The 17,278-nt window shown below is 63.3% G+C and carries 21 protein-coding genes; 7 read left to right on the forward strand and 14 right to left on the reverse strand.

All coding sequences use genetic code 11. The features are described 5' to 3' along the window. Positions 1–60: 60 nt before the first annotated feature. Together CLH61_RS14970 and CLH61_RS14975 are read right to left on the reverse strand one after the other, a co-directional pair. Positions 61–1,329 carry an ABC transporter permease gene (locus CLH61_RS14970; protein ID WP_099615565.1) on the reverse strand — a complete coding sequence of 423 codons (1,269 nt, stop codon included), beginning with the start codon at positions 1,327–1,329 and terminating at the stop codon, positions 61–63. Beyond that, entirely contained in the window at positions 1,326–2,039 is a 714-nt protein-coding gene (locus tag CLH61_RS14975) for an ABC transporter ATP-binding protein (protein WP_099615566.1), read from the reverse strand. The genes CLH61_RS14970 and CLH61_RS14975 overlap by 4 nt, the downstream gene beginning before the upstream one ends. Positions 2,040–2,096: 57 nt before the next feature. Here CLH61_RS14975 and CLH61_RS14980 point away from each other — a divergent pair, with 57 nt between their 5' ends. Next, entirely contained in the window at positions 2,097–2,615 is a 519-nt protein-coding gene (locus CLH61_RS14980; protein ID WP_099615567.1) for a DUF3299 domain-containing protein, read from the forward strand. A gap of 13 nt (positions 2,616–2,628) precedes the next feature. On the opposite strand, the gene CLH61_RS14985 is transcribed toward CLH61_RS14980, so the two are convergent. Next, positions 2,629–3,228 (reverse strand): ZrgA family zinc uptake protein, encoded by a 600-nt coding sequence (locus CLH61_RS14985; protein WP_099615568.1) that lies wholly within the window; start codon positions 3,226–3,228, stop codon positions 2,629–2,631. A 198-nt stretch (positions 3,229–3,426) separates the two neighbouring features. Here CLH61_RS14985 and CLH61_RS14990 point away from each other — a divergent pair, with 198 nt between their 5' ends. From CLH61_RS14990 to CLH61_RS15010, 5 genes are read left to right on the forward strand one after another with little or no spacing between them, the layout of a single operon-like run. Then, positions 3,427–4,026, forward strand: coding sequence for a UPF0149 family protein (locus CLH61_RS14990; protein ID WP_099615569.1), 600 nt, complete (start codon positions 3,427–3,429; stop codon positions 4,024–4,026). 19 nt (positions 4,027–4,045) lie between these two features. Then, the gene (pepP, locus tag CLH61_RS14995) at positions 4,046–5,365 is read left to right on the forward strand and encodes a Xaa-Pro aminopeptidase (protein ID WP_099615570.1); all 1,320 of its coding nucleotides are present in this window, start codon (positions 4,046–4,048) and stop codon (positions 5,363–5,365) included. Then, positions 5,362–6,648, forward strand: coding sequence for a 2-octaprenyl-6-methoxyphenyl hydroxylase (gene ubiH, locus CLH61_RS15000; protein ID WP_407657595.1), 1,287 nt, complete (start codon positions 5,362–5,364; stop codon positions 6,646–6,648). Before pepP ends, ubiH begins: the two co-directional genes overlap by 4 nt. After that, complete coding sequence (locus CLH61_RS15005; RefSeq protein WP_099615572.1) at positions 6,641–7,864, forward strand: FAD-dependent monooxygenase; 1,224 nt, start codon at positions 6,641–6,643, stop codon at positions 7,862–7,864. The genes ubiH and CLH61_RS15005 overlap by 8 nt, the downstream gene beginning before the upstream one ends. 32 nt (positions 7,865–7,896) lie before the next feature. Beyond that, positions 7,897–8,826, forward strand: a complete 930-nt coding sequence (locus CLH61_RS15010) for a DUF808 domain-containing protein (RefSeq protein WP_099615573.1) — start codon at positions 7,897–7,899, stop codon at positions 8,824–8,826. A gap of 21 nt (positions 8,827–8,847) precedes the next feature. Here the strand turns inward: CLH61_RS15010 and CLH61_RS15015 are convergent, their stop codons facing one another. From CLH61_RS15015 to ubiE, 9 genes are all read right to left on the reverse strand, one after another. Next, the gene (locus tag CLH61_RS15015; RefSeq protein WP_099615574.1) at positions 8,848–9,570 is read right to left on the reverse strand and encodes a 16S rRNA (uracil(1498)-N(3))-methyltransferase; all 723 of its coding nucleotides are present in this window, start codon (positions 9,568–9,570) and stop codon (positions 8,848–8,850) included. Further along, positions 9,567–10,361, reverse strand: coding sequence for a twin-arginine translocase subunit TatC (gene tatC, locus CLH61_RS15020; protein WP_099615575.1), 795 nt, complete (start codon positions 10,359–10,361; stop codon positions 9,567–9,569). Before tatC ends, CLH61_RS15015 begins: the two co-directional genes overlap by 4 nt. Beyond that, positions 10,358–10,828 carry a Sec-independent protein translocase protein TatB gene (gene tatB / locus CLH61_RS15025; protein ID WP_099615576.1) on the reverse strand — a complete coding sequence of 157 codons (471 nt, stop codon included), beginning with the start codon at positions 10,826–10,828 and terminating at the stop codon, positions 10,358–10,360. Before tatB ends, tatC begins: the two co-directional genes overlap by 4 nt. A 10-nt stretch (positions 10,829–10,838) precedes the next feature. Further along, positions 10,839–11,075: a Sec-independent protein translocase subunit TatA gene (gene tatA / locus CLH61_RS15030; protein ID WP_099615577.1), complete on the reverse strand. Its 237-nt coding sequence runs from the start codon at positions 11,073–11,075 to the stop codon at positions 10,839–10,841. A 100-nt stretch (positions 11,076–11,175) separates the two neighbouring features. Further along, positions 11,176–11,505, reverse strand: coding sequence for a phosphoribosyl-ATP diphosphatase (locus CLH61_RS15035; protein ID WP_099615578.1), 330 nt, complete (start codon positions 11,503–11,505; stop codon positions 11,176–11,178). Continuing rightward, positions 11,498–11,935: a phosphoribosyl-AMP cyclohydrolase gene (gene hisI, locus CLH61_RS15040; protein ID WP_099615579.1), complete on the reverse strand. Its 438-nt coding sequence runs from the start codon at positions 11,933–11,935 to the stop codon at positions 11,498–11,500. Before hisI ends, CLH61_RS15035 begins: the two co-directional genes overlap by 8 nt. A 37-nt stretch (positions 11,936–11,972) precedes the next feature. Continuing rightward, positions 11,973–13,619, reverse strand: coding sequence for a ubiquinone biosynthesis regulatory protein kinase UbiB (ubiB, locus tag CLH61_RS15045; RefSeq protein ID WP_099615580.1), 1,647 nt, complete (start codon positions 13,617–13,619; stop codon positions 11,973–11,975). Next, a complete protein-coding gene (locus CLH61_RS15050) occupies positions 13,616–14,260 on the reverse strand; it encodes a ubiquinone biosynthesis accessory factor UbiJ (RefSeq protein ID WP_099615581.1) in 645 nt (214 codons plus the stop codon). The genes ubiB and CLH61_RS15050 overlap by 4 nt, the downstream gene beginning before the upstream one ends. After that, entirely contained in the window at positions 14,260–15,051 is a 792-nt protein-coding gene (gene ubiE, locus CLH61_RS15055; protein WP_099615582.1) for a bifunctional demethylmenaquinone methyltransferase/2-methoxy-6-polyprenyl-1,4-benzoquinol methylase UbiE, read from the reverse strand. The genes CLH61_RS15050 and ubiE overlap by 1 nt, the downstream gene beginning before the upstream one ends. 158 nt (positions 15,052–15,209) lie before the next feature. Between ubiE and CLH61_RS15060 the strand changes: the two genes are divergently transcribed. Beyond that, on the forward strand, positions 15,210–15,488 hold the full coding sequence (locus CLH61_RS15060) for a polyhydroxyalkanoic acid system family protein (protein ID WP_099615583.1): 279 nt from the start codon (positions 15,210–15,212) through the stop codon (positions 15,486–15,488). Positions 15,489–15,504: 16 nt separating this feature from the next. Here the strand turns inward: CLH61_RS15060 and CLH61_RS15065 are convergent, their stop codons facing one another. Together CLH61_RS15065 and CLH61_RS15070 are read right to left on the reverse strand one after the other, a co-directional pair. Beyond that, positions 15,505–16,254, reverse strand: a complete 750-nt coding sequence (locus CLH61_RS15065; protein WP_099615584.1) for a DUF8198 family protein — start codon at positions 16,252–16,254, stop codon at positions 15,505–15,507. Positions 16,255–16,326: 72 nt separating this feature from the next. Continuing rightward, positions 16,327–17,250 carry an alpha/beta hydrolase gene (locus CLH61_RS15070; RefSeq protein WP_099615585.1) on the reverse strand — a complete coding sequence of 308 codons (924 nt, stop codon included), beginning with the start codon at positions 17,248–17,250 and terminating at the stop codon, positions 16,327–16,329. Between the last annotated feature and the right edge of the window lie 28 nt (positions 17,251–17,278).

Genomic DNA, 17,278 nt, shown 5'->3' on the forward strand with positions numbered 1-17,278 from the left:
TGAATGGAACTAACTATAAGTGTGGACTCTAAGTTGGTCAATTTACAGGGCTGTCATGGCCTAGTCTGAGCCGCCGAGGCCCTGGTGCCGGCTGCCGGACCAGGCCCGCAGGGCCGGAATCAGGGCGACCGCCAGGCCGGCCGCGGGGACACTGGCCAGGATCAGCCATTCGGTACTGTCGAGGGGCCGCAGGCCGATGCGGATGCCGTAGTTGTCCAGCAGCCAGGGGCCGACCAGGGTCAGGCCGGCCGCGCCCAGGGCCAGGGCGAGGACGCAGGCGACCAGGGTCAGCGCCACGCACTCGATCAGGTACAGGCTGGCAATCAGTCCCGGGGAAGCCCCGGTGGCCCGCAGGATGGCAACCTCCTGGCGGCGCTGGGCCTGGAGCGCCAGCAGGACCGCCATCAGGCCCACCAGGCTGGTGATGACCACGAAGCCGGTGATGTACAGCAGGATTCGTTCGAACTGGCCAAGCAGTCGCCACAGTTCGCTGAGCGCAATGCCGGGCAGGATGGCGCTGAGGGGTTCGTCGCGATACTGGCTGATGGCACGCTGGAGCTGAAAGGTCAGCACCTTGCGCTCCACACCCACCAGCACCGCCGTTACGCTGCTCGGCGTCAGGTCACGCTGGCGGGCCTGTGCCGGGGTCAGGGTTCGGCCGGGCAGGGCAACCCCTGACTCCCAGCCGACGTGGATGGCTTCCAGGCCCTGCAGGCTGACATACACCGCGCGGTCGACCGGCGTACCGGTGGCCGCCAGCACCCCGCTGACACGGAAGGGCGAGTCCCGGTGTTTCATGAAGCTGGTGCTGCCGCCCCCGTGGGCGAGCACAATGCTGTCGCCGCTGTGATGGTTCTTGCGGCGGGCCACTTCCGCCCCCAGCACAACGTCAAAGGTATCGCTGAACCAGTGGCCTTCGGCCAGTTGCAAGGCCTGGTCGCGGCCATAGCGGAAGTGCGCGGCAAAGGACGGGTCGGTGCCCACCACCCGGAACCCCTCGTAACTGTCCCCCAGTGAGAGCGGAACCAGCCAGTCAATCCGCGGGTCCCGGGCCAGTTCCTCGACAGTTGACCAGCGGATGTTGTTGGTGGCGTCGCCGATGTGGAAGACCGAATACAGCAGCAGGTTGATCGGTCCGCTGCGGGCGCCCACGATCAGGTCGGTGCCACTGACGGTACTGGTGAACGCCTGCCTGATATCACTGCGCAGATACTGCACGCCGAGCAGCAGGGTCACGCTGAGGGTGAGTGTCAGGCTGACCAGGGCCAGGACGCCACGACGGTGCCACAGGCTGGCCAGGGCGAGCGTCAGTGCCAGTCGTGCTTTCATGTCCGGGCCTCGAGGCAAACCTGGTGATGGAAGTGGTGGGCCAGCCCGAGATCATGGCTGACGAAGATCACCGAGGTGTGCCGTGCTTTCGCCAGGGTCAGCAGCAGTTCGATGAAGCGGTCCCGGTTGTCGGCATCGAGGGCGGAGGTAGGTTCGTCCGCCAGAATGATTTCCGGGGCGCCGGTCAGTGCCCGTGCTGCCGCCACCCGCTGCTGCTGGCCGATGCTCAGCTGGCTGACCGGGCGCTGCCAGTGGTCTTCCGCAATGGCCAGTGCGCCGAGCAAGGATGCCGCCTCGGCGGTCGGCGTCGGAGTCGCCCGTTGCCGGCGCAGCGGCGAGAGCCGGGTCGGCAGCAGGACATTGGCCAGTGGAGTGAGGTAGGGCACCAGGTTGAACTGCTGAAAGATGACGCCCAGGTGATCGGCGCGAAAGCGGTCGCGGTCACCGGATGCCCGGTGGCTGACGTCCTCGCCGAGCATCATCAGCTCGCCGGTGGTTGGCTGTTGCAGGCCCGCAAGCAAGCTGAGCAGGGTGCTTTTGCCACTGCCGCTCGGGCCATGCAGAAACAGGTGTTCGCCGGTCTGCAGATGGAGATCCGGGAAGGTCAGCAGCGGTTGTTGCCGGCCCCAGCGAAATCCCAGGTTCCTGCTTTGCAGTGCGGTGGCGGTCGATTGGGTAGCCTGACCGGGCAGGTGGGCGGGTCCGGTCATACCCGCGTGCCCGTTACCGTTGTATGATGTGCCGTCTTGCTCAACGGGAAAGGTGTCATGCTACTGAACACTCGCTTTGCTCCGATACTGGCTGTGGTTTTCTGGCTGGCCGGGTTGAATGCCGCTGCGGTCGCGGCGGCCGACCCGGTCCGGGAAATCGACTGGCTTGAGCTGATGCCGGCGGAAGACCTGAAGCTGCTCGAGAGTATGCCAGAAATCGAGCACGAGGGAGACGGCGCGCCGGCATTGCCGGACGAGATCATGACGGGCCGGGTGGTGCCGGAAATGGACGGGGTTGCCGGTCGGGTGCCCGGTTTTATAGTGCCCCTGAAAACCACCAACGACATGGAAATTCTGGAGTTTTTCCTGGTGCCCTACTACGGTGCCTGTATCCATGTTCCGCCACCACCTCCCAACCAGATCATTCACGTCAAGTACCAGCCCGGTTTCACTATCGATGCCCTTTACACCCCGGTCTGGGTGGAAGGTGTTCTCCGCACCGAACGTACCGACAACGATATTGCCTCATCCTCATACTCGCTGGTGGCCGACAAGGTTGAAATCTACCAGGAGTGATGCCCCCTGACGGTCAGGGCTGAGTGTGGAACTCCGCTTGCGCTGCCGTCAGTACGGTGCTGCCCTGGCCCCGCGGGGTCAGCCATTGCACCTGGAGCTGCTCCAGCGCCGGAAAGCGCTCCGGTAACGCTGAGCGGAGCCGGCTCGCCGTTGTCGCGCCGGGGCAGTGCAGGGACTGGCTCAGGCGATAGTCGCTATGGCTTTCCCGGTGCTCGTCGCCGCCATGGTGATGATCGCCATCAGCGCCCGCCTCCGGCTCTTCGTCAAACACGGTTGCGGTAACCCGGCAGCTGGCTGGGACGGTGTCAACCAGGGGATTCGCAGTCAGCCAGTGGCGGATGTCATTGAGTTGCTGGCGTTCCTCCGCGCTGCGGGCGGCCCGTTCGAAGCCGGCCAGGTTGGCGGCGGGGGATTCCAGGGTCAGCTCCAGCTGCTCGCCGTCCACGGCAAGCTGCAGCAGGGCCTGGCCGTGCTGATGGCTGCCGGGGTTGTCCGCGGCGACTGCGGTGGGCATGCCGGCGAGGGCCGATACCGCAGAGACCGCCAGCGCGAGTGCGGCCGTGCGAGGGCGGTGGAATGGCAAGGTCGTCCGGTGTCGGGTGGTCTTGTGCATCGCGGGATTCCAGAATTGATATGTTATAACATAATCTATTCTTCCCGGACGGGACAATCAACCCCGCAAAGGTCACGGATCGTGTTGCAGCGATGCCTTCGGCTGGCGTGAGTGCTAGGATAGAGGCTTCAGTTTCAACCATTAGTTCCGACAATCCGTCTCAACCATAACCGTCCCAACCACAGGTACCGCACTTTCATGTCTGTAAGCGACCACGCCAACGCCACCGATTCTCAGGGATTTGAACGCTGGGCCAATCTGTTTACCTCCCACCAGGCATTCAGCCATCCCTCCGAACTCCACGGTGCGCTCTGTGGTCGGCTGGCGGCCGGCACCCGTATGGACAAGGACGAGTGGCTGGGGGTGGTGTCCGAACAAATGGGCCTGCCGCGGTCGGCACTGGATGAGTCCGGCGAGTTGGCGGGTTTCATGGCGGAGGCCTATGACGGCACCCTGGCCTTGCTGAAAGCCTCAGATATGAGTTTTCAGCCGCTGTTGCCGGATGACGATTACACCATGGAGCAGCGCCTGGAAGCCCTGATTGCCTGGATTCGCGGATTTCTCGAAGGTATGGCACTGGTTGCCGGCGAGTCGCTCGGCTCGGCTCCGGAAGAGATTCGCGAGCTGATCGAGGATCTGGTGGCGATCAGCCAGGTATCGGCGGGCGAGGACGCCGACGAGGACAGTGAGCAGCAGCTGATGGAAATCACCGAATATGTCAGGCTCGGGGCGTTGGCGGTGTTCACCGAGTTCAACCCGCCGGAAACCCCGGCCGCGGGCCCGCAGACGTTGCATTAACCGATCAGCAGGAGTTGTTATGGCATCAATCATCCCCGTCAAGGAATTCGCCGAGCGCCGGCGCCGGCTGATGGAGCTGATGGCTCCGGACAGCATTGCCATCCTGCCGGCGGCCCCGGAGCGGGTCCGTAATCGTGATGTCCTGCATCCGTTCCGCCAGGACAGCGACTTCCAGTACCTGACTGGATTTGGTGAGCCGGAAGCCGTACTGGTGCTCATTCCGGGACGGGAGCACGGCGAGTCGGTCCTGTTCTGCAAGGAGCGGAACCCGGAGAAAGAACTGTGGGACGGCTTCCTGGCCGGCCCCGAAGGTGCCATCGAGCGCTTTGGCCTCGATGATGCGTTCCCGGTATCCGACATTGACGACATCCTGCCCGGAATGATCGAGGGCCGCAGCCGGGTCTACTACCCGCTGGGCAAGGACCAGAACTTTGACACCCGGGTGATGGACTGGATCAAGGTCATCCGCAGCAAGGTCCGCACCGGCGCCCATCCGCCGGGCGAGTTCGTCGCGCTGGAGCACCTGCTCCATGATCTGCGCCTGTACAAGAGTGCCAATGAAATCAAGGTGATGGCAAAAGCTGGAGAGATCAGTGCCGAAGCCCATTGCCGCGCCATGAAGCGGGCCCGCAAGGGTGGTTACGAGTACCATCTGGAAGCGGAGCTGATCCACACCTTCATGGCTCACGGTGCCCGCTCCACCGCCTACCCGTCGATTGTCGGCGCTGGTGTCAACGGTTGTATCCTGCACTACATCGAGAACACGGCGCCGCTGAAAGACGGGGACCTGGTGCTGATCGACGCAGGCTGCGAGCTGGAGTGCTATGCCGCGGACATTACCCGAACGTTTCCGGTCAGCGGTCGGTTCAGTGAGCCACAGCGGGCACTCTACGAGGTGGTGCTGGCCGCGCAGTATGCAGCGATTGATGCGGTACGCCCCGGCAACCACTGGAACCAGCCCCATGAAGCCGCGCTGACCGTGCTGACCCGGGGCCTGATTGAGCTGGGGCTGCTGCAGGGCACGGTCGAGGATGCCATCGCCGCGGAGGCCTACAAGCCGTTTTTCATGCACCGCACCGGCCACTGGCTCGGGCTGGACGTGCACGATGTCGGTGATTACAAGGTCGGCGACGCCTGGCGTCAGCTCGAGCCGGGCATGGTGCTGACCGTTGAGCCCGGACTTTACGTTGCCCCCGACAATACCGCGGTTGACCCGAAGTGGCGCGGCATCGGAATCCGCATCGAGGACGACGTGGTGGTTACCAAGGACGGCTGCCGGGTGCTGACCGACGCGGTACCCAAGACCGTCGACGATATTGAATCCCTGATGGCTGGCTGAGTGTGAGCAACCACGATACCGATATTATCATTGCCGGTGGTGGCCTGGCCGGCGCCACTCTGGCACTTGCGCTGGCCCGGATGGTGCCGCAACTGCGAGTGACCGTGGTGGAGGCCTATCCGTTGGCGCCCGATGCCCTGCCGGACAGCTACCAGCCCAGTTACGACGCCCGTTCCACCGCCCTGGCGTGGGGCTCGCGGCGAATCTTTGAGGAGCTGGGGTTGTGGTCCGAGCTGGCCGCCCATGCTACGCCGATCCGTCATATCCATGTTTCCGACCGCGGCCGGTTCGGTGCCACCCGGCTCCATGCGACTGACCATCACCAGGATGCCCTCGGCTACGTGGCGGATAACCGCTGGATGGGGCTTTGCCTGATGCGGGCCTTGCTGGCCACCGGTGTAAACTGGCAGGCGCCGGCGGAAGTGGTCGCCATGACACCCCGGGACGACGGCGTGGTTGTGGTCCTGAATGCTGCCGAGGGTCGCCGTGAGTTGTCCGCGCGCTGCCTGGTGGTGGCGGATGGCGGCCGCTCTGGCCTGCGTGAACAGCTGGGCTTCCGGGTCGAGAGCCGGGCCTATGGCCAGCATGCCCTGATTGCCAATGTGTCGACCACCGACAGTCATAACTTCACCGCCTTCGAGCGCTTCACCGATCGCGGGCCTATGGCATTGTTGCCCCATGGTGACCCGCTGCGCGCCGGTAATACCGCAGCGCTGGTCTGGACCCTCGATGATGCGGCCCTGGAGGCCCTGCTGGCGATGTCCGATGCCGACAAGTGTCGTCGCCTGCAGGAACGGTTTGGCTGGCGTCTCGGCCGCTTTACCCGCATCGGAACCTGCCACCACTATCCGCTCACCCTTACCACGGTGCATGAGTCTGTGCGTCCCGGCGTGGTGTTGGTGGGTAATGCAGCCCATACCCTGCATCCGGTGGCCGGCCAGGGTTTTAACCTGGCCCTGCGGGGCTTGATGGCGCTGGTAGAGCAGTTTAGTCTGGCCGTCGAGCAGGGCCGCTCACCCGGTGACCTGGCGGTCCTGGGTGCCTACCAGCAGCATCACCGCAGTGACTGGCAGCAGACCGCCGGCTTTTCCGATTCGCTGATCCAGCTGTTCGGCCAGCCACTGCCCCTGGTTGGCGCGGCGCGCGATGCCGGTCTGGTCGGGCTGGACCTGTTGCCCGCTGCCAAGCGCTGGTTCGCCCGCAAGGCCATGGGTACCGGCGGCCGGCGCGCCAGCATTCGTCCTCCGGGCAGCACCTTCACAGAGCAGGCAGAGCATGACTGAACAGCAACCGTTCGACATTCTGGTGGTTGGCGGCGGCATGACCGGGTCGGCACTGGCGCTGGGCCTGGGCCAGCAGGGATGGAAGGTCGCCCTGATAGAGAGTGGCAACCCCGAATCCGCACTGGTGGAAGGTGCGCCGGCTGCCACGGTCGACGATTTCGAGCCCCGGGTCAGTGCCATCTCGGTGGCCAGCCAACGTCTGCTCGAATCCCTGGGCGCCTGGCAGTACGTGGCAACCCGGCGCCACTGTCCCTACCAGGCCATGACGGTGTGGGATGGCGATGGTACCGGTCGAATCCACTTTGAGGCTGCCGAGTTGCAGGCGCAGGCACTTGGAACCATCGTCGAGAATCGCAGCGTGGTGCGGGCATTGTTCCTTGCCCTGCAGGGCAGTACCGTCGCAGTGTTCGGCGGCGTCAGCGTCAGTGGCTGGTGGGAGCAGGGGGATTCCCGCGGCATTGACCTGGCGGATGGCAGCAGGGTAGCGGCCCGTCTGGTGGTCGCCGCTGATGGTGCCAACTCCCGCCTGCGGCAGTGGGTCGGATTACCGACCCGGGAGTGGGATTACAACCAGCAGGCGATTGTCTGTACGGTGCGTACCGCACAACCCCACCGCTTTACCGCCTGGCAACGGTTTTCCCCGACCGGGCCGCTGGCGTTCCTGCCGCTGCAGGCGGAGTCGGGTGATGATCACTTCTGCTCGATTGTGTGGTCCCAGGACACCGCTGAGGCGCGCCGGCTTTTGACTTTGGGGGATGCTGCTTTTGTCGCCGAACTGGAGTCGGCCATCGAGCGCCAGCTCGGTGCCGTGCTGGCGGTTTCCCGGCGTTATGGCTTTCCGTTGCGCCAGCGCCACGCCAAGGATTATGTCCGCCCCGGGTTTGCCCTGGTGGGCGACGCCGCCCACACCATTCACCCGCTGGCCGGGCAGGGTGCCAACCTGGGTTACGGCGATGTACGGGTGCTGCTGGATGAGCTGGCCCGCGCCCGCGACACCGGGCTCGGGCCTGCCGACGAGCTGGTGCTGGCCCGTTACCAGCGTCGCCGCAAGGGTGAGAACCTCACCATGATGGCGGCGATGGAAGGCTTCAAGCAGCTGTTTGGCCGCGACGAGTTGCCCCTGCGCTGGTTGCGCAACACCGGCATGCGCTGGCTTGATAACCTGGCGCCCCTGAAAAACCGCATCGCGGCCGAGGCCATGGGGCTGGATCGCTAGACCGATAACTATTGCACAAGGAATCGCCGGAAATGGCAGGAAGCAGCTTACTCGCCCTGATTGATGACATTGCCACCATTCTTGACGACGTTTCGGTGATGACCAAGGTTGCCACCAAAAAAACCGCGGGGGTACTGGGGGATGACCTCGCCCTCAATGCCCAGCAGGTAACCGGGGTCAAACCGGCCCGCGAACTGCCCGTGGTGTGGGCCGTCGCAAAGGGCTCGTTTGTCAACAAGGCGATCCTGGTGCCGGCGGCGCTGGCCATCAGTTTTTTCGTACCCTGGCTGGTGACACCGCTGCTGATGCTGGGGGGAGCCTTCCTTTGCTATGAAGGCTTCGAGAAACTGGTCCATAAATGGCTGCATGCCGGTGAGGATGCGGCGCACAAGCAGGAGTTGCACGATGCGCTGACCAACCCCGAGGTTGACCTGAAAGCGGTGGAAAAGGAGAAAATCCGCGGCGCGATCCGTACCGATTTTATCCTGTCGGCAGAGATTATTGCCATTACCCTGGGCACCGTCACCGGTGAGTCCATCGGTATGCAGTTCCTGGTGCTGACGGTGGTTGCGCTGATGATCACCGTCGGCGTCTATGGCCTCGTGGCGGGCATTGTGAAGCTGGATGACGGTGGCCTGTACCTCAGCCGGCGCGAGGGTGACGGCGGCTGGCCGCAGCTTCAGCGCTCCTTCGGCCGGGGTATCCTGGTGATGGCGCCGTATATGATGAAAGCCCTGTCGGTGCTGGGCACCATCGCCATGTTCCTGGTGGGTGGTGGTATTCTCGTGCACGGCATTCCGCCGCTGTATCAGGCCATCCATGACCTTACCCACAGTTTTGGTGGCGTGATCGCCGCAGTGGGCCCCACCCTGCTGGATGGCCTGCTCGGGGTGATTGCCGGCGGTATCATCGTTGCCGTGGTGACGGTCGGTGGTAAGGTCTGGCAGGGTGTCCGGGCCTGATGCGGGCCGTCTTGCCGCTGCTCAGAAGTTGCAGCTGTCGTACAGCCGGCTGATCAGAACCGGAACCGCGGTTTCCACCCGCAGGATCCGGCTGCCCAGGTGGACCTGCTCGCAACCGGCTTCCGCCAGTTTGGTGACTTCGTAGGGCGTGAAGCCGCCTTCCGGCCCGATGCAGAGTACGGCCGGTTCGTCGAGTCCGGCCGGGCAACGGGTGGCCGTTCCGGGGTGGGCAACCAGGCCGCGTTTGCCGGCCAGCAAACCCGGTAACTCATCCTCCACGAAGGGCTTGAACAGCTTGCGGACATGGACTGCCGGCAGCGCCGTGTCACGGGCCTGCTCCAGGCCGAGCGTGAGATTTTCCCGCAGGTGCTCTTCCGTCAGCCATGGGGTCTGCCAGAAGCTTTTCTCCACTTTGTAGGCGTTGATCAGCCAGATGTCCTTGACCCCGAGGCTGGCACAGGTCTGCAGAACCCGACGGAACATCTTGGGGCGTGGCATGGCCAGGATCAGGGTCAGGGGCAGGGGGGGCGGAGGTGGCGAGTCCAGGGTTACCGCAAGTTCTGCCTCGCGATCGTCCAGGCGCAGGATGTGGCCCTCACCGATCCGGCCGTTGACCTGTCCGACCGGAATCCGGTCGCCTTCTGCGGCTTTCAGCACGGAATGCAGATGAGCGAGGCGTCGGCCGCTCAGCACTGCCCGCCCCGGCGAGCGGAAATCGTCGTCGAACAGCAGTGCCAGGTTCATTCGCCGGAAACGTCCGTGGACTGTCCGCTCTCGTCGGGTTTGCGTTGTGCCAGCCGGCCGAACACGATGCCCAGTTCGAACAACAGCCACATGGGCAGTGCCAGCAGGGTCTGGGAAATCACATCGGGCGGTGTCAGCAGCATGCCGATAATAAAACAGCCCACCACAATGTAGGGCCGTTTGGCGGCCAGGTCTGCCGGAGTTGTTGCGCCGGTAAGGATCAGCAGGATGGTGGCAATGGGAATTTCGAAGGCCACCCCGAAGGCAAAGAACATCTTCAGTACAAAGTTCAGATAACTGCTGATATCGGGCAGTTCCACGATGCCTTCCGGGCCGATGGCGGTAAAGAACCCGAACACCAGCGGGAACACCACGTAGTAGGCAAAGGCCGCACCCAGGTAGAACAGGATGACCGAGGTAAACAGCAGCGGGAAGGCCAATCGCTTTTCATGGGCATAGAGCCCGGGAGCAATAAAGCTCCAGAGCTGGTAGAGAATGATCGGAATTGCGGCGAAGACTGCCAGCACCAGCGCCAGTTTCAGCGGTGCAAAGAACGGCGAGGTGACGTCGGTGGCAATCATGGTCTGGCCAACGGGTAGCAGGTCCCGCAGCGGCTGGGACAGCCACAGGTAGAGTTCGTTGGCAAAGGGGTAAATCACGGCAAAGCAGATTACTACCGCGAGCACCATCTTGAGCATGCGGTTGCGCAGTTCAAGCAGGTGTTCGATCAGCGGCATCTCTGACTGGGCTGCGGATTGCTGGCTGTGGTCGCCGTCAGGCTTGCTGGTCATGAACGGGATTCCGGCGCGCTGTCCTGGGTCGGGCGGGACGCTGAGGCCCCGGTTGTGGCGTTTGATGAAGGCGGATCCGAGGCCTCTCCGGCGCTGCTACTGGCAGACCCCGGCGCCGCCTCACCGGGTGGCTCGGCCACCCGGCGGGTAGCCGGGGCGGGGCGCGGTTTGCTGGTCTGGTTGTCGGGGAGAATCATGTGTTCGTACTTCTTCGCCTCGTCGAGGGCGCCACGAACCGTTTTTTCCACGTCTTCCAGGCCCACGTCACCGGCCTGCCGCAGTTGTTCGCGGAGTTCTTCGGCCTTCAGTTGCCGGTCCAGCTCCGACGTGAACTGGTTGACCATGCGGCGGGCACCGCCGATCCAGCGACCGGCCGCGCGTGCCGCTGTGGGCAAACGCTCCGGTCCCAGTACCAACAGGGCAATGACGCCGCAGATCAGCAGCTCGAGAAAGCCGATATCAAACATTCAGCCCGTCTCAGCTGTGGGATTTGTCCTGGGCCTTTTCCTCGGCACGGGTTTGATGAACCGGTGCGTCAGTCTTGCCTTCGATGGATTCCTTGCTGGCTTCCTTGTCTTCGTCGTCATTCATGGACTTCTTGAATCCGCGAATGGCGCCGCCAAGGTCGCTGCCAATGTTGCGGAGTTTCTTGGTTCCGAACAACAGCACGACGATGCCGAGTACGATGAGAAGTTGCCAGATACTGATACCCATGCCGGGGTTCCTCGTCTTTAATGTTCAGTCACAGTCGATTGTACGCTACTCAGCCCGCTTTCCGGAAACCCCCGTAGGGGGTATTGCTTCCGGCAGAGGACTACTGGTCGCGCGATGCTTTTTCTTCCAGTCCTGACAGGTTGAACCGGCTGGCCAGTTCGTCAAGTACGTCTTTTGGTTCCAGTCCGAGCCGGGACAGCATTACCAGGGTATGAAACCACAGGTCGGCTGTCTCGTAGACCACATCCCGGGTCTCCCCCGATTGCTCGGCGTCCTTGGCGGCAATGATGGTCTCGGTACACTCTTCGCCAACCTTCTCCAGGATCTTGTTCAGACCCTTGGCGTGCAGGCTGGCGACATAGGACTTGTCGGCGTCCGCGTGTTTGCGGGCTTCCAGGACCCGTCCCAGTTGTTCCAGTACGTCACTCATGGCTGCTGTTTCCTTCGCCGTTACCGTAGATGGCCTGTGGGTCCTTGATCACTGCGTCCACGCTGACCCACTGCCCCTGTTCCAGTTTGCGGTAAAAACAGCTACGGCGGCCAGTATGGCAGGCAATGCCACCCTGCTGTTCAACCTTGAGCAGAATCACATCTTCGTCGCAATCCAGGCGGATTTCGCGGACCACCTGTTGGTGGCCGGAGGATTCGCCCTTGCGCCAGAGCTTTCCCCGGGAGCGGGACCAGTACACTGCGCGACCTTCCGTTGCGGTCAACTGCAGGGATTCCCGGTTCATCCAGGCCATCATCAGGATCTCGCCGGTGACGGCGTCCTGGGCGATGGCGGGGACGAGACCGTCGGCCGTCCAGCGAACCTGGCTCAGCCAGTCAGGGCTCCCGACATTAGATGATGAATCTTGCATTTGTGTGAATCCTGTTAAGTGCATGGCCATGTCCTGCTCAGTGGCGTCCACCGCGGATGATCAGCCAGCCGGCAGCGGCCAGGGCGGCCCAGCCCCAGGCGGGCACGGCGGCGGCCAGGGTCGGGAGGTCGCCGGTCGTGCCCAGCCAGGTTCCTGCAACCAGTATCAGTGCCAGCAGGCCGCGGCGCCAGCGGCGGTCCGAGCTGGCCCGCGCCTCGTTGAGCAGCTCCAGTGTAGCCTGATTGGACTGCGCCGTGGGGTGGCTGCTGCGCAGCTGGACCAGTGCGTCGTGGACCAGTTGCGGCATTTCCGGAGACTGTTCGAGCCAGGCCGGCAGGTGCGATTGCAGCGACTTGAGCAGGCCCGATGGTCCGATGCGCTTGCGCATCCAGCTTTCCAGGAACGGCTGCGCGGTGCTCCACAGGTCCAGCTCCGGATAGAGCTGGCGACCGAGGCCTTCCACGTTCAGCAGGGTTTTCTGTAACAGCACCAGCTGGGGTTGAACTTCCATGTTGAAACGGCGGGCCGTCTGGAACAGCCGCAGCAGGAAGTGACCGAAGGAAATGTCCTTCAGCGGACGCTCGAAAATGGGTTCGCAGACGGTGCGGATGGCGGCTTCGAACTCGTTGACCCGGGTATCCGGCGGGACCCAGCCGGACTGGATGTGCAGCTGCGCCACCTGGCGGTAATCACGACGGAAGAACGCCAGCAGGTTGCGGGCCAGATAGCTCTGATCATCCGGGGCCAGGGTGCCCACGATGCCGAAATCGATGGCGATGTACTTGGGGTCGGCCGGGTTGCTGGCATCGACAAAAATGTTGCCCGGGTGCATGTCGGCGTGGAAGAAGCTGTCGCGGAACACCTGGGTGAAGAAGATCTCGACGCCTTTTTCAGCCAGTACCTTGAGGTCGACGCCCGCCGCCCGCAGCGCCGCCACGTCGGCAATGGGAATCCCGCGGATCCGCTCCATCACCAGTACCTGGCGGCGGGTGTAGTCCCAGTCGATGAAGGGAATGTAGATCAGCGATGAGTTGTCGAAGTTGCGCCGCAGCTGGCTGGCGTTGGCCGCCTCCCGTTGCAGGTCCAGTTCGTCATGGATGGTGGCGTCGTAGTCGGCAACCACTTCTACCGGGTGCAGCCGCTTGCCCTCGGACCAGTATTTTTCCAGCAGGCCGGCCATCAGGTACATCAGTGCCAGATCCTGGTGGATGACCTTTTCGATGCCGGGGCGCAGCACCTTGACCACCACCTGCTGGCCGGTCGGCAGGGTGGCGGCATGGACCTGGGCGACCGAGGCGGACGCCATGGGGTCCGCCTCGAACTCGGCAAACAGCTCGGTAACCGGCTTGCCCAGGCTGGCTTCGATGATGGCGCGGGCCTGGGCACTGGGGAAGGGGGGTACCCGGTCCTGCAGGTGCTTGAGGGATTCCGCCATGTCATCCGGCAACAGGTCGCGTCGGGTGGACAGGATCTGGCCGAACTTCACGAATACCGGACCGAGCTCCTCGAATGCCAGCCGCAGGCGATCGCCGCGGTCCAGCTTGGGTTGCGGGAACAGGTGCCAGGGAGCCAGCAGGAAAAATACCTTGAGTGGTGCCGGCAGTTCGGCCAGCGGCAGGAATGTGTCCAGGCGGTAACGACAGAATACCCAGGCAATACGGAACAGGCGCTGCAGGCGGGTCACGGCTTCTCCCGGTTGGGGGCTTCAGGGTTGTTGTCTTCCAGTTGACCCAGGCGGGCGTCCAGCCGCTCGACCTGCAGGCTCAGGGCGTCAATCTCGGTAAAGGTGGCTTCCAGTTCACGGCGGCCAGGCAGGCTCCGGCTTTCCTCGTGGATATACTCTTCCAGGTTGGCGCTGAGGGAGCGGAACGCCTGCCGGCTCCAGTGTGCGGCACCGCGCAGGCGACGCCCGATAAAGTGCGCAGGCACATCACCGATATGGCCGGCCATGGCGGCTTCCCAGTCAGGGTCGAGTTGATTGAGTGCGCGCTGGAACTGGTGTGCCAGGCCGGTATCTCCGGTCACCCGGATCCGGCCGAGGCTGAAAACCTGGTCGTCACCGGTCGCCAGGGCGATGAACGCCAAGGGCCGGCCGGACAATACCAGGGCAGGTCTCTCCGCCGGCTGGCTGCCGACCTGTACCCGGTCCCCGGCCTGCTGCAGGGTAAGATGCATCGCCAACGGGTTGGTCAGGCTGAACTGGACCGGTTCCGACAGCGCTGCCAGCAGGGCCTTGCGACCGGCCGGATCCAGTGCCAAGGCGCTGTTAAGCGCGCCTTCAACAATGGCGGTGATGCCGGACAGCAGGGTCGGGCCCGGCAGCATCAGGGCTTGATCCCCACGTGCAGCGCGACAATACCGCCGGTCATGTTGTGGTACTTGCAGTTCACCAGGCCGGCGTCTTCCATCATGCCCTTCAGGGTGTCCTGGTCCGGGTGCATGCGGATTGACTCGGCCAGGTACTGGTAACTGCCGGAGTCGCCGGCAATCAGTTGGCCCATCAGCGGCAGGGCGTTGAACGAGTACAGGTCGTAGGCCTTGCTCAGCAACGGATTAACGGGCTTGGAAAATTCCAGCACCATCAGCTTGCCACCGGGCTTGAGGACCCGTGTCATGTCGCGCAGGGCCTGGTCCTTGTCGGTCACGTTACGCAGGCCGAAGGCAATGGACACCGCATTGAAACTGTTGTCCGGGAACGGCAAGTGCTCGGCGTCCGCCTGCACATACTCGATGTTGCCGGCGTAACCCCGGTCGGTCAGGCGGCTGCGGCCAACCTGCAGCATGGACGCGTTGATGTCCGCCAGGACCACCTTGCCGGCGGGCCCTACCAGATCGGAGAACTTCATGGTCAGGTCACCGGTGCCGCCGGCAATGTCCAGTACCCGGTGGCCGGGACGCACACCGCTGAGCTCAATGGTGAAACGCTTCCACAGCCGGTGGACACCCATCGACATCAGGTCATTCATCAGGTCGTACTTGCCCGCCACCGAGTGGAAAACCTCGGCCACCTGGCCCGCTTTCTGGCTTTTCGGCACATTGCGGAAGCCGAAATGGGTGACGTCGTCCTGCCCTGGAGTGGGGGTGGCCTGGTCGGGTGACGGTTGTTGCTGGGTCATGGCGGTGTCCTGTCAGAATCTGAACCCCGTATTCTAACGGTTAGGGGGGGCGCTACAAGGTGTGCCCGGGTATTTATTGACTTGAGTACGACTTTTGCTTGCGGCCGGTAATTTTATAAACTGTCTATCAACAAGCCACTCCCCAGAGACCCGACACCATGTCTGTTATTGATGTTCATCGCCCCCACGCGCTCGATAAAGCCCATGCCCGTGCCGCGGCCGAAACCCTTGCCGAGGACCTGTCCCGCCAGTTTGATGTTCATTACCAGTGGGAAGGTGATGTGATGAAGTTCAAGCGCAGCGGGGTCAAGGGCCAGCTCGACATCTCGCCGAGCGACATCCACGTTCACCTCGAGCTGGGCATGTTGCTGCGGCCCTTCAAGTCACGGATCGAGCAGGAAATCCACAGCCAGCTCGACCAGATCGTCCAGGCCTGATCCCGCCAGCTACCGGTCAGAGGTGTTCGGGCAGCCGGAACGGCTCCTGCTGACCGGCAAGGATGTTCGTCAGCACCGCTTTCTCCCGGGTGATGAGCCGGTCGAGCAAGGCATCGACGTCCTCCATGGCGCGGAACGCGGTGTAGCCGCGGTGAAGAAACGAGTGGAGGTCGCTCAGCCCGGCCATTTCCGCCGGTGTGCCGGTCATGCTGAGGAGCCAGCCGAGGGTCCGGTTACGCACGTAACGGTCCAGTTGCTGCCCCACATCGGCAACCAGTTCGATCTGGCGCTCCCGTTGCGCCTGCTGGCCGGCGGCGCGGAACGCCTCGCAGTAACGGTCGGTGGTGAGGTTGTCGGCACTGGTCCCGAGCCGGTGCAGGGCTTCGGTGAGTTCCAGGTCGAGCAGCTGGGTGACCAGGTTGAGTTCCACCAGTCCGCCGAAGGTATCGAGCAGGTGTTCCGGCAGCCATTTGACCATTTTCGGGAAGACCCGGTCGATATTGTCGTCGCGCTGTGTCATTCCGGCGGGGGCATAAAGGTCGGTCAGCAGGAATTCCAGGCCGGTGTGGAAATCGGGGTGCCGGTAGAGGTCCTGATGGGTCATCTTGAGCCGCTGAACCTGCCATTCGGCCACCTTGCCCATATCGCCCAGCAGCGGGTGCGTCGCCTTGTGCTGACGGAAGTCATGATAGGCCAGAAGCTGATGCTGCAGTCGCCGGGCGCTGTCGCTGCGGACAGGCGTGGCGATCAGGCGCTCGCGATACATGGGAAGGGCACTCTCCGGTAGACCAATGACCTGGGGCCGATAGTCTACCGGAGCCGGTGCGAGATGGCAGCCTTAAAGCTGGCAGGCGGTGGGCAGGGTCTCGAACCCGGGTACCCATTCCTTGCTGTCGAGGGTGATGAAATGGCTCGGTGCCTCGGTTTCGACAATCCGCATGGTTGTCGGGCTCTGGCGGGCACTGGCCAGCATGGCGCCGCGGTCGAGAATGCGGTCCACCCGCGGAATCAGGAAAGTGCCATGGCGGATCTGGTCATACACCGCGGTATCGGTGCGCTCCATCCATTCCATGATGTCTTCGATGTTGCGCACAATGGTGAGGTGATCCCGGGTGGCCGAGAACAGCTTGCTGAGTAACTGTTTCTTGCGCGGGTTCATCTTGCCGAAAAAGGTCTGGCCATAGGCGGAGGAGGGGGCGCTGTTGATCAGACGGATCAGCCAGGGCCACATGCCGTGACTGACCGGCTCCAGCAGGGTGGTTACCAGGGCGTGCAACCTGCCCTGGGGCAGTACGGGCGCTTCCAGCACCACTTCCACGGTGTCATAGAGTTCCGGGCGCAGGCGGATGGCTTCAAGGATTACCGCACCGCCGCGGGAGTGGCCGTGGACCCGGATGTTGTCGGTAGACGGCAGGTTGGACAGCGCCTGGTTGAGGATGCAGGCGTCGTACTGAATGGTGCCTTCCAGGTACTTGATCGGCACTTCCCAGTCCGGCGATTCTGGAGTGACACCGTTCACCGGGATGTGGTAGTTGCTGCAGGTCAGCAGCACCAGTTCGGTGGTGGGGGCTTCATAGGCCTGGGTGAAGTAACAGTGATTTTCCAGAAAACCATGGACGCCGATCACCGTCTGTTCGGCAGCACCACTGTGGTTGCGTACCGACACGGCCCCCTGGCCAACCCGGTAGACCCGTCCGGAAAACATTTCCGAATAGGCACTCTCGATCGGTTTGATCAGTTTACGAACGTGGCTCGCTTTCATAACCCATCTCCACCAGCAGTGTCTGACC

Origin of the sequence: Marinobacter profundi, from assembly GCF_002744715.1 — a bacterium.
GTDB lineage: Bacteria > Pseudomonadota > Gammaproteobacteria > Pseudomonadales > Oleiphilaceae > Marinobacter > Marinobacter profundi.

Excerpts from the sequence above, each read along its gene's own strand:
- tatC (WP_099615575.1), bottom strand. The coding sequence starts at position 10,361 with ATGACCAGCAAGCCTGACGGCGACCACAGCCAGCAATCCGCAGCCCAG.
- tatA (WP_099615577.1), bottom strand. The coding sequence starts at position 11,075 with ATGGGTATCAGTATCTGGCAACTTCTCATCGTACTCGGCATCGTCGTG.
- pepP (WP_099615570.1), top strand. The coding sequence starts at position 4,046 with ATGGCATCAATCATCCCCGTCAAGGAATTCGCCGAGCGCCGGCGCCGG.
- CLH61_RS14990 (WP_099615569.1), top strand. The coding sequence starts at position 3,427 with ATGTCTGTAAGCGACCACGCCAACGCCACCGATTCTCAGGGATTTGAA.
- CLH61_RS15035 (WP_099615578.1), bottom strand. The coding sequence starts at position 11,505 with ATGAGTGACGTACTGGAACAACTGGGACGGGTCCTGGAAGCCCGCAAA.
- hisI (WP_099615579.1), bottom strand. The coding sequence starts at position 11,935 with ATGCAAGATTCATCATCTAATGTCGGGAGCCCTGACTGGCTGAGCCAG.
- CLH61_RS15015 (WP_099615574.1), bottom strand. The coding sequence starts at position 9,570 with ATGAACCTGGCACTGCTGTTCGACGACGATTTCCGCTCGCCGGGGCGG.
- CLH61_RS14975 (WP_099615566.1), bottom strand. The coding sequence starts at position 2,039 with ATGACCGGACCCGCCCACCTGCCCGGTCAGGCTACCCAATCGACCGCC.
- CLH61_RS14970 (WP_099615565.1), bottom strand. The coding sequence starts at position 1,329 with ATGAAAGCACGACTGGCACTGACGCTCGCCCTGGCCAGCCTGTGGCAC.
- CLH61_RS15060 (WP_099615583.1), top strand. The coding sequence starts at position 15,210 with ATGTCTGTTATTGATGTTCATCGCCCCCACGCGCTCGATAAAGCCCAT.
- CLH61_RS14985 (WP_099615568.1), bottom strand. The coding sequence starts at position 3,228 with ATGCACAAGACCACCCGACACCGGACGACCTTGCCATTCCACCGCCCT.
- tatB (WP_099615576.1), bottom strand. The coding sequence starts at position 10,828 with ATGTTTGATATCGGCTTTCTCGAGCTGCTGATCTGCGGCGTCATTGCC.
- CLH61_RS15050 (WP_099615581.1), bottom strand. The coding sequence starts at position 14,260 with ATGCTGCCGGGCCCGACCCTGCTGTCCGGCATCACCGCCATTGTTGAA.
- ubiE (WP_099615582.1), bottom strand. The coding sequence starts at position 15,051 with ATGACCCAGCAACAACCGTCACCCGACCAGGCCACCCCCACTCCAGGG.
- CLH61_RS14980 (WP_099615567.1), top strand. The coding sequence starts at position 2,097 with ATGCTACTGAACACTCGCTTTGCTCCGATACTGGCTGTGGTTTTCTGG.
- CLH61_RS15005 (WP_099615572.1), top strand. The coding sequence starts at position 6,641 with ATGACTGAACAGCAACCGTTCGACATTCTGGTGGTTGGCGGCGGCATG.
- CLH61_RS15010 (WP_099615573.1), top strand. The coding sequence starts at position 7,897 with ATGGCAGGAAGCAGCTTACTCGCCCTGATTGATGACATTGCCACCATT.
- CLH61_RS15070 (WP_099615585.1), bottom strand. The coding sequence starts at position 17,250 with ATGAAAGCGAGCCACGTTCGTAAACTGATCAAACCGATCGAGAGTGCC.
- CLH61_RS15065 (WP_099615584.1), bottom strand. The coding sequence starts at position 16,254 with ATGTATCGCGAGCGCCTGATCGCCACGCCTGTCCGCAGCGACAGCGCC.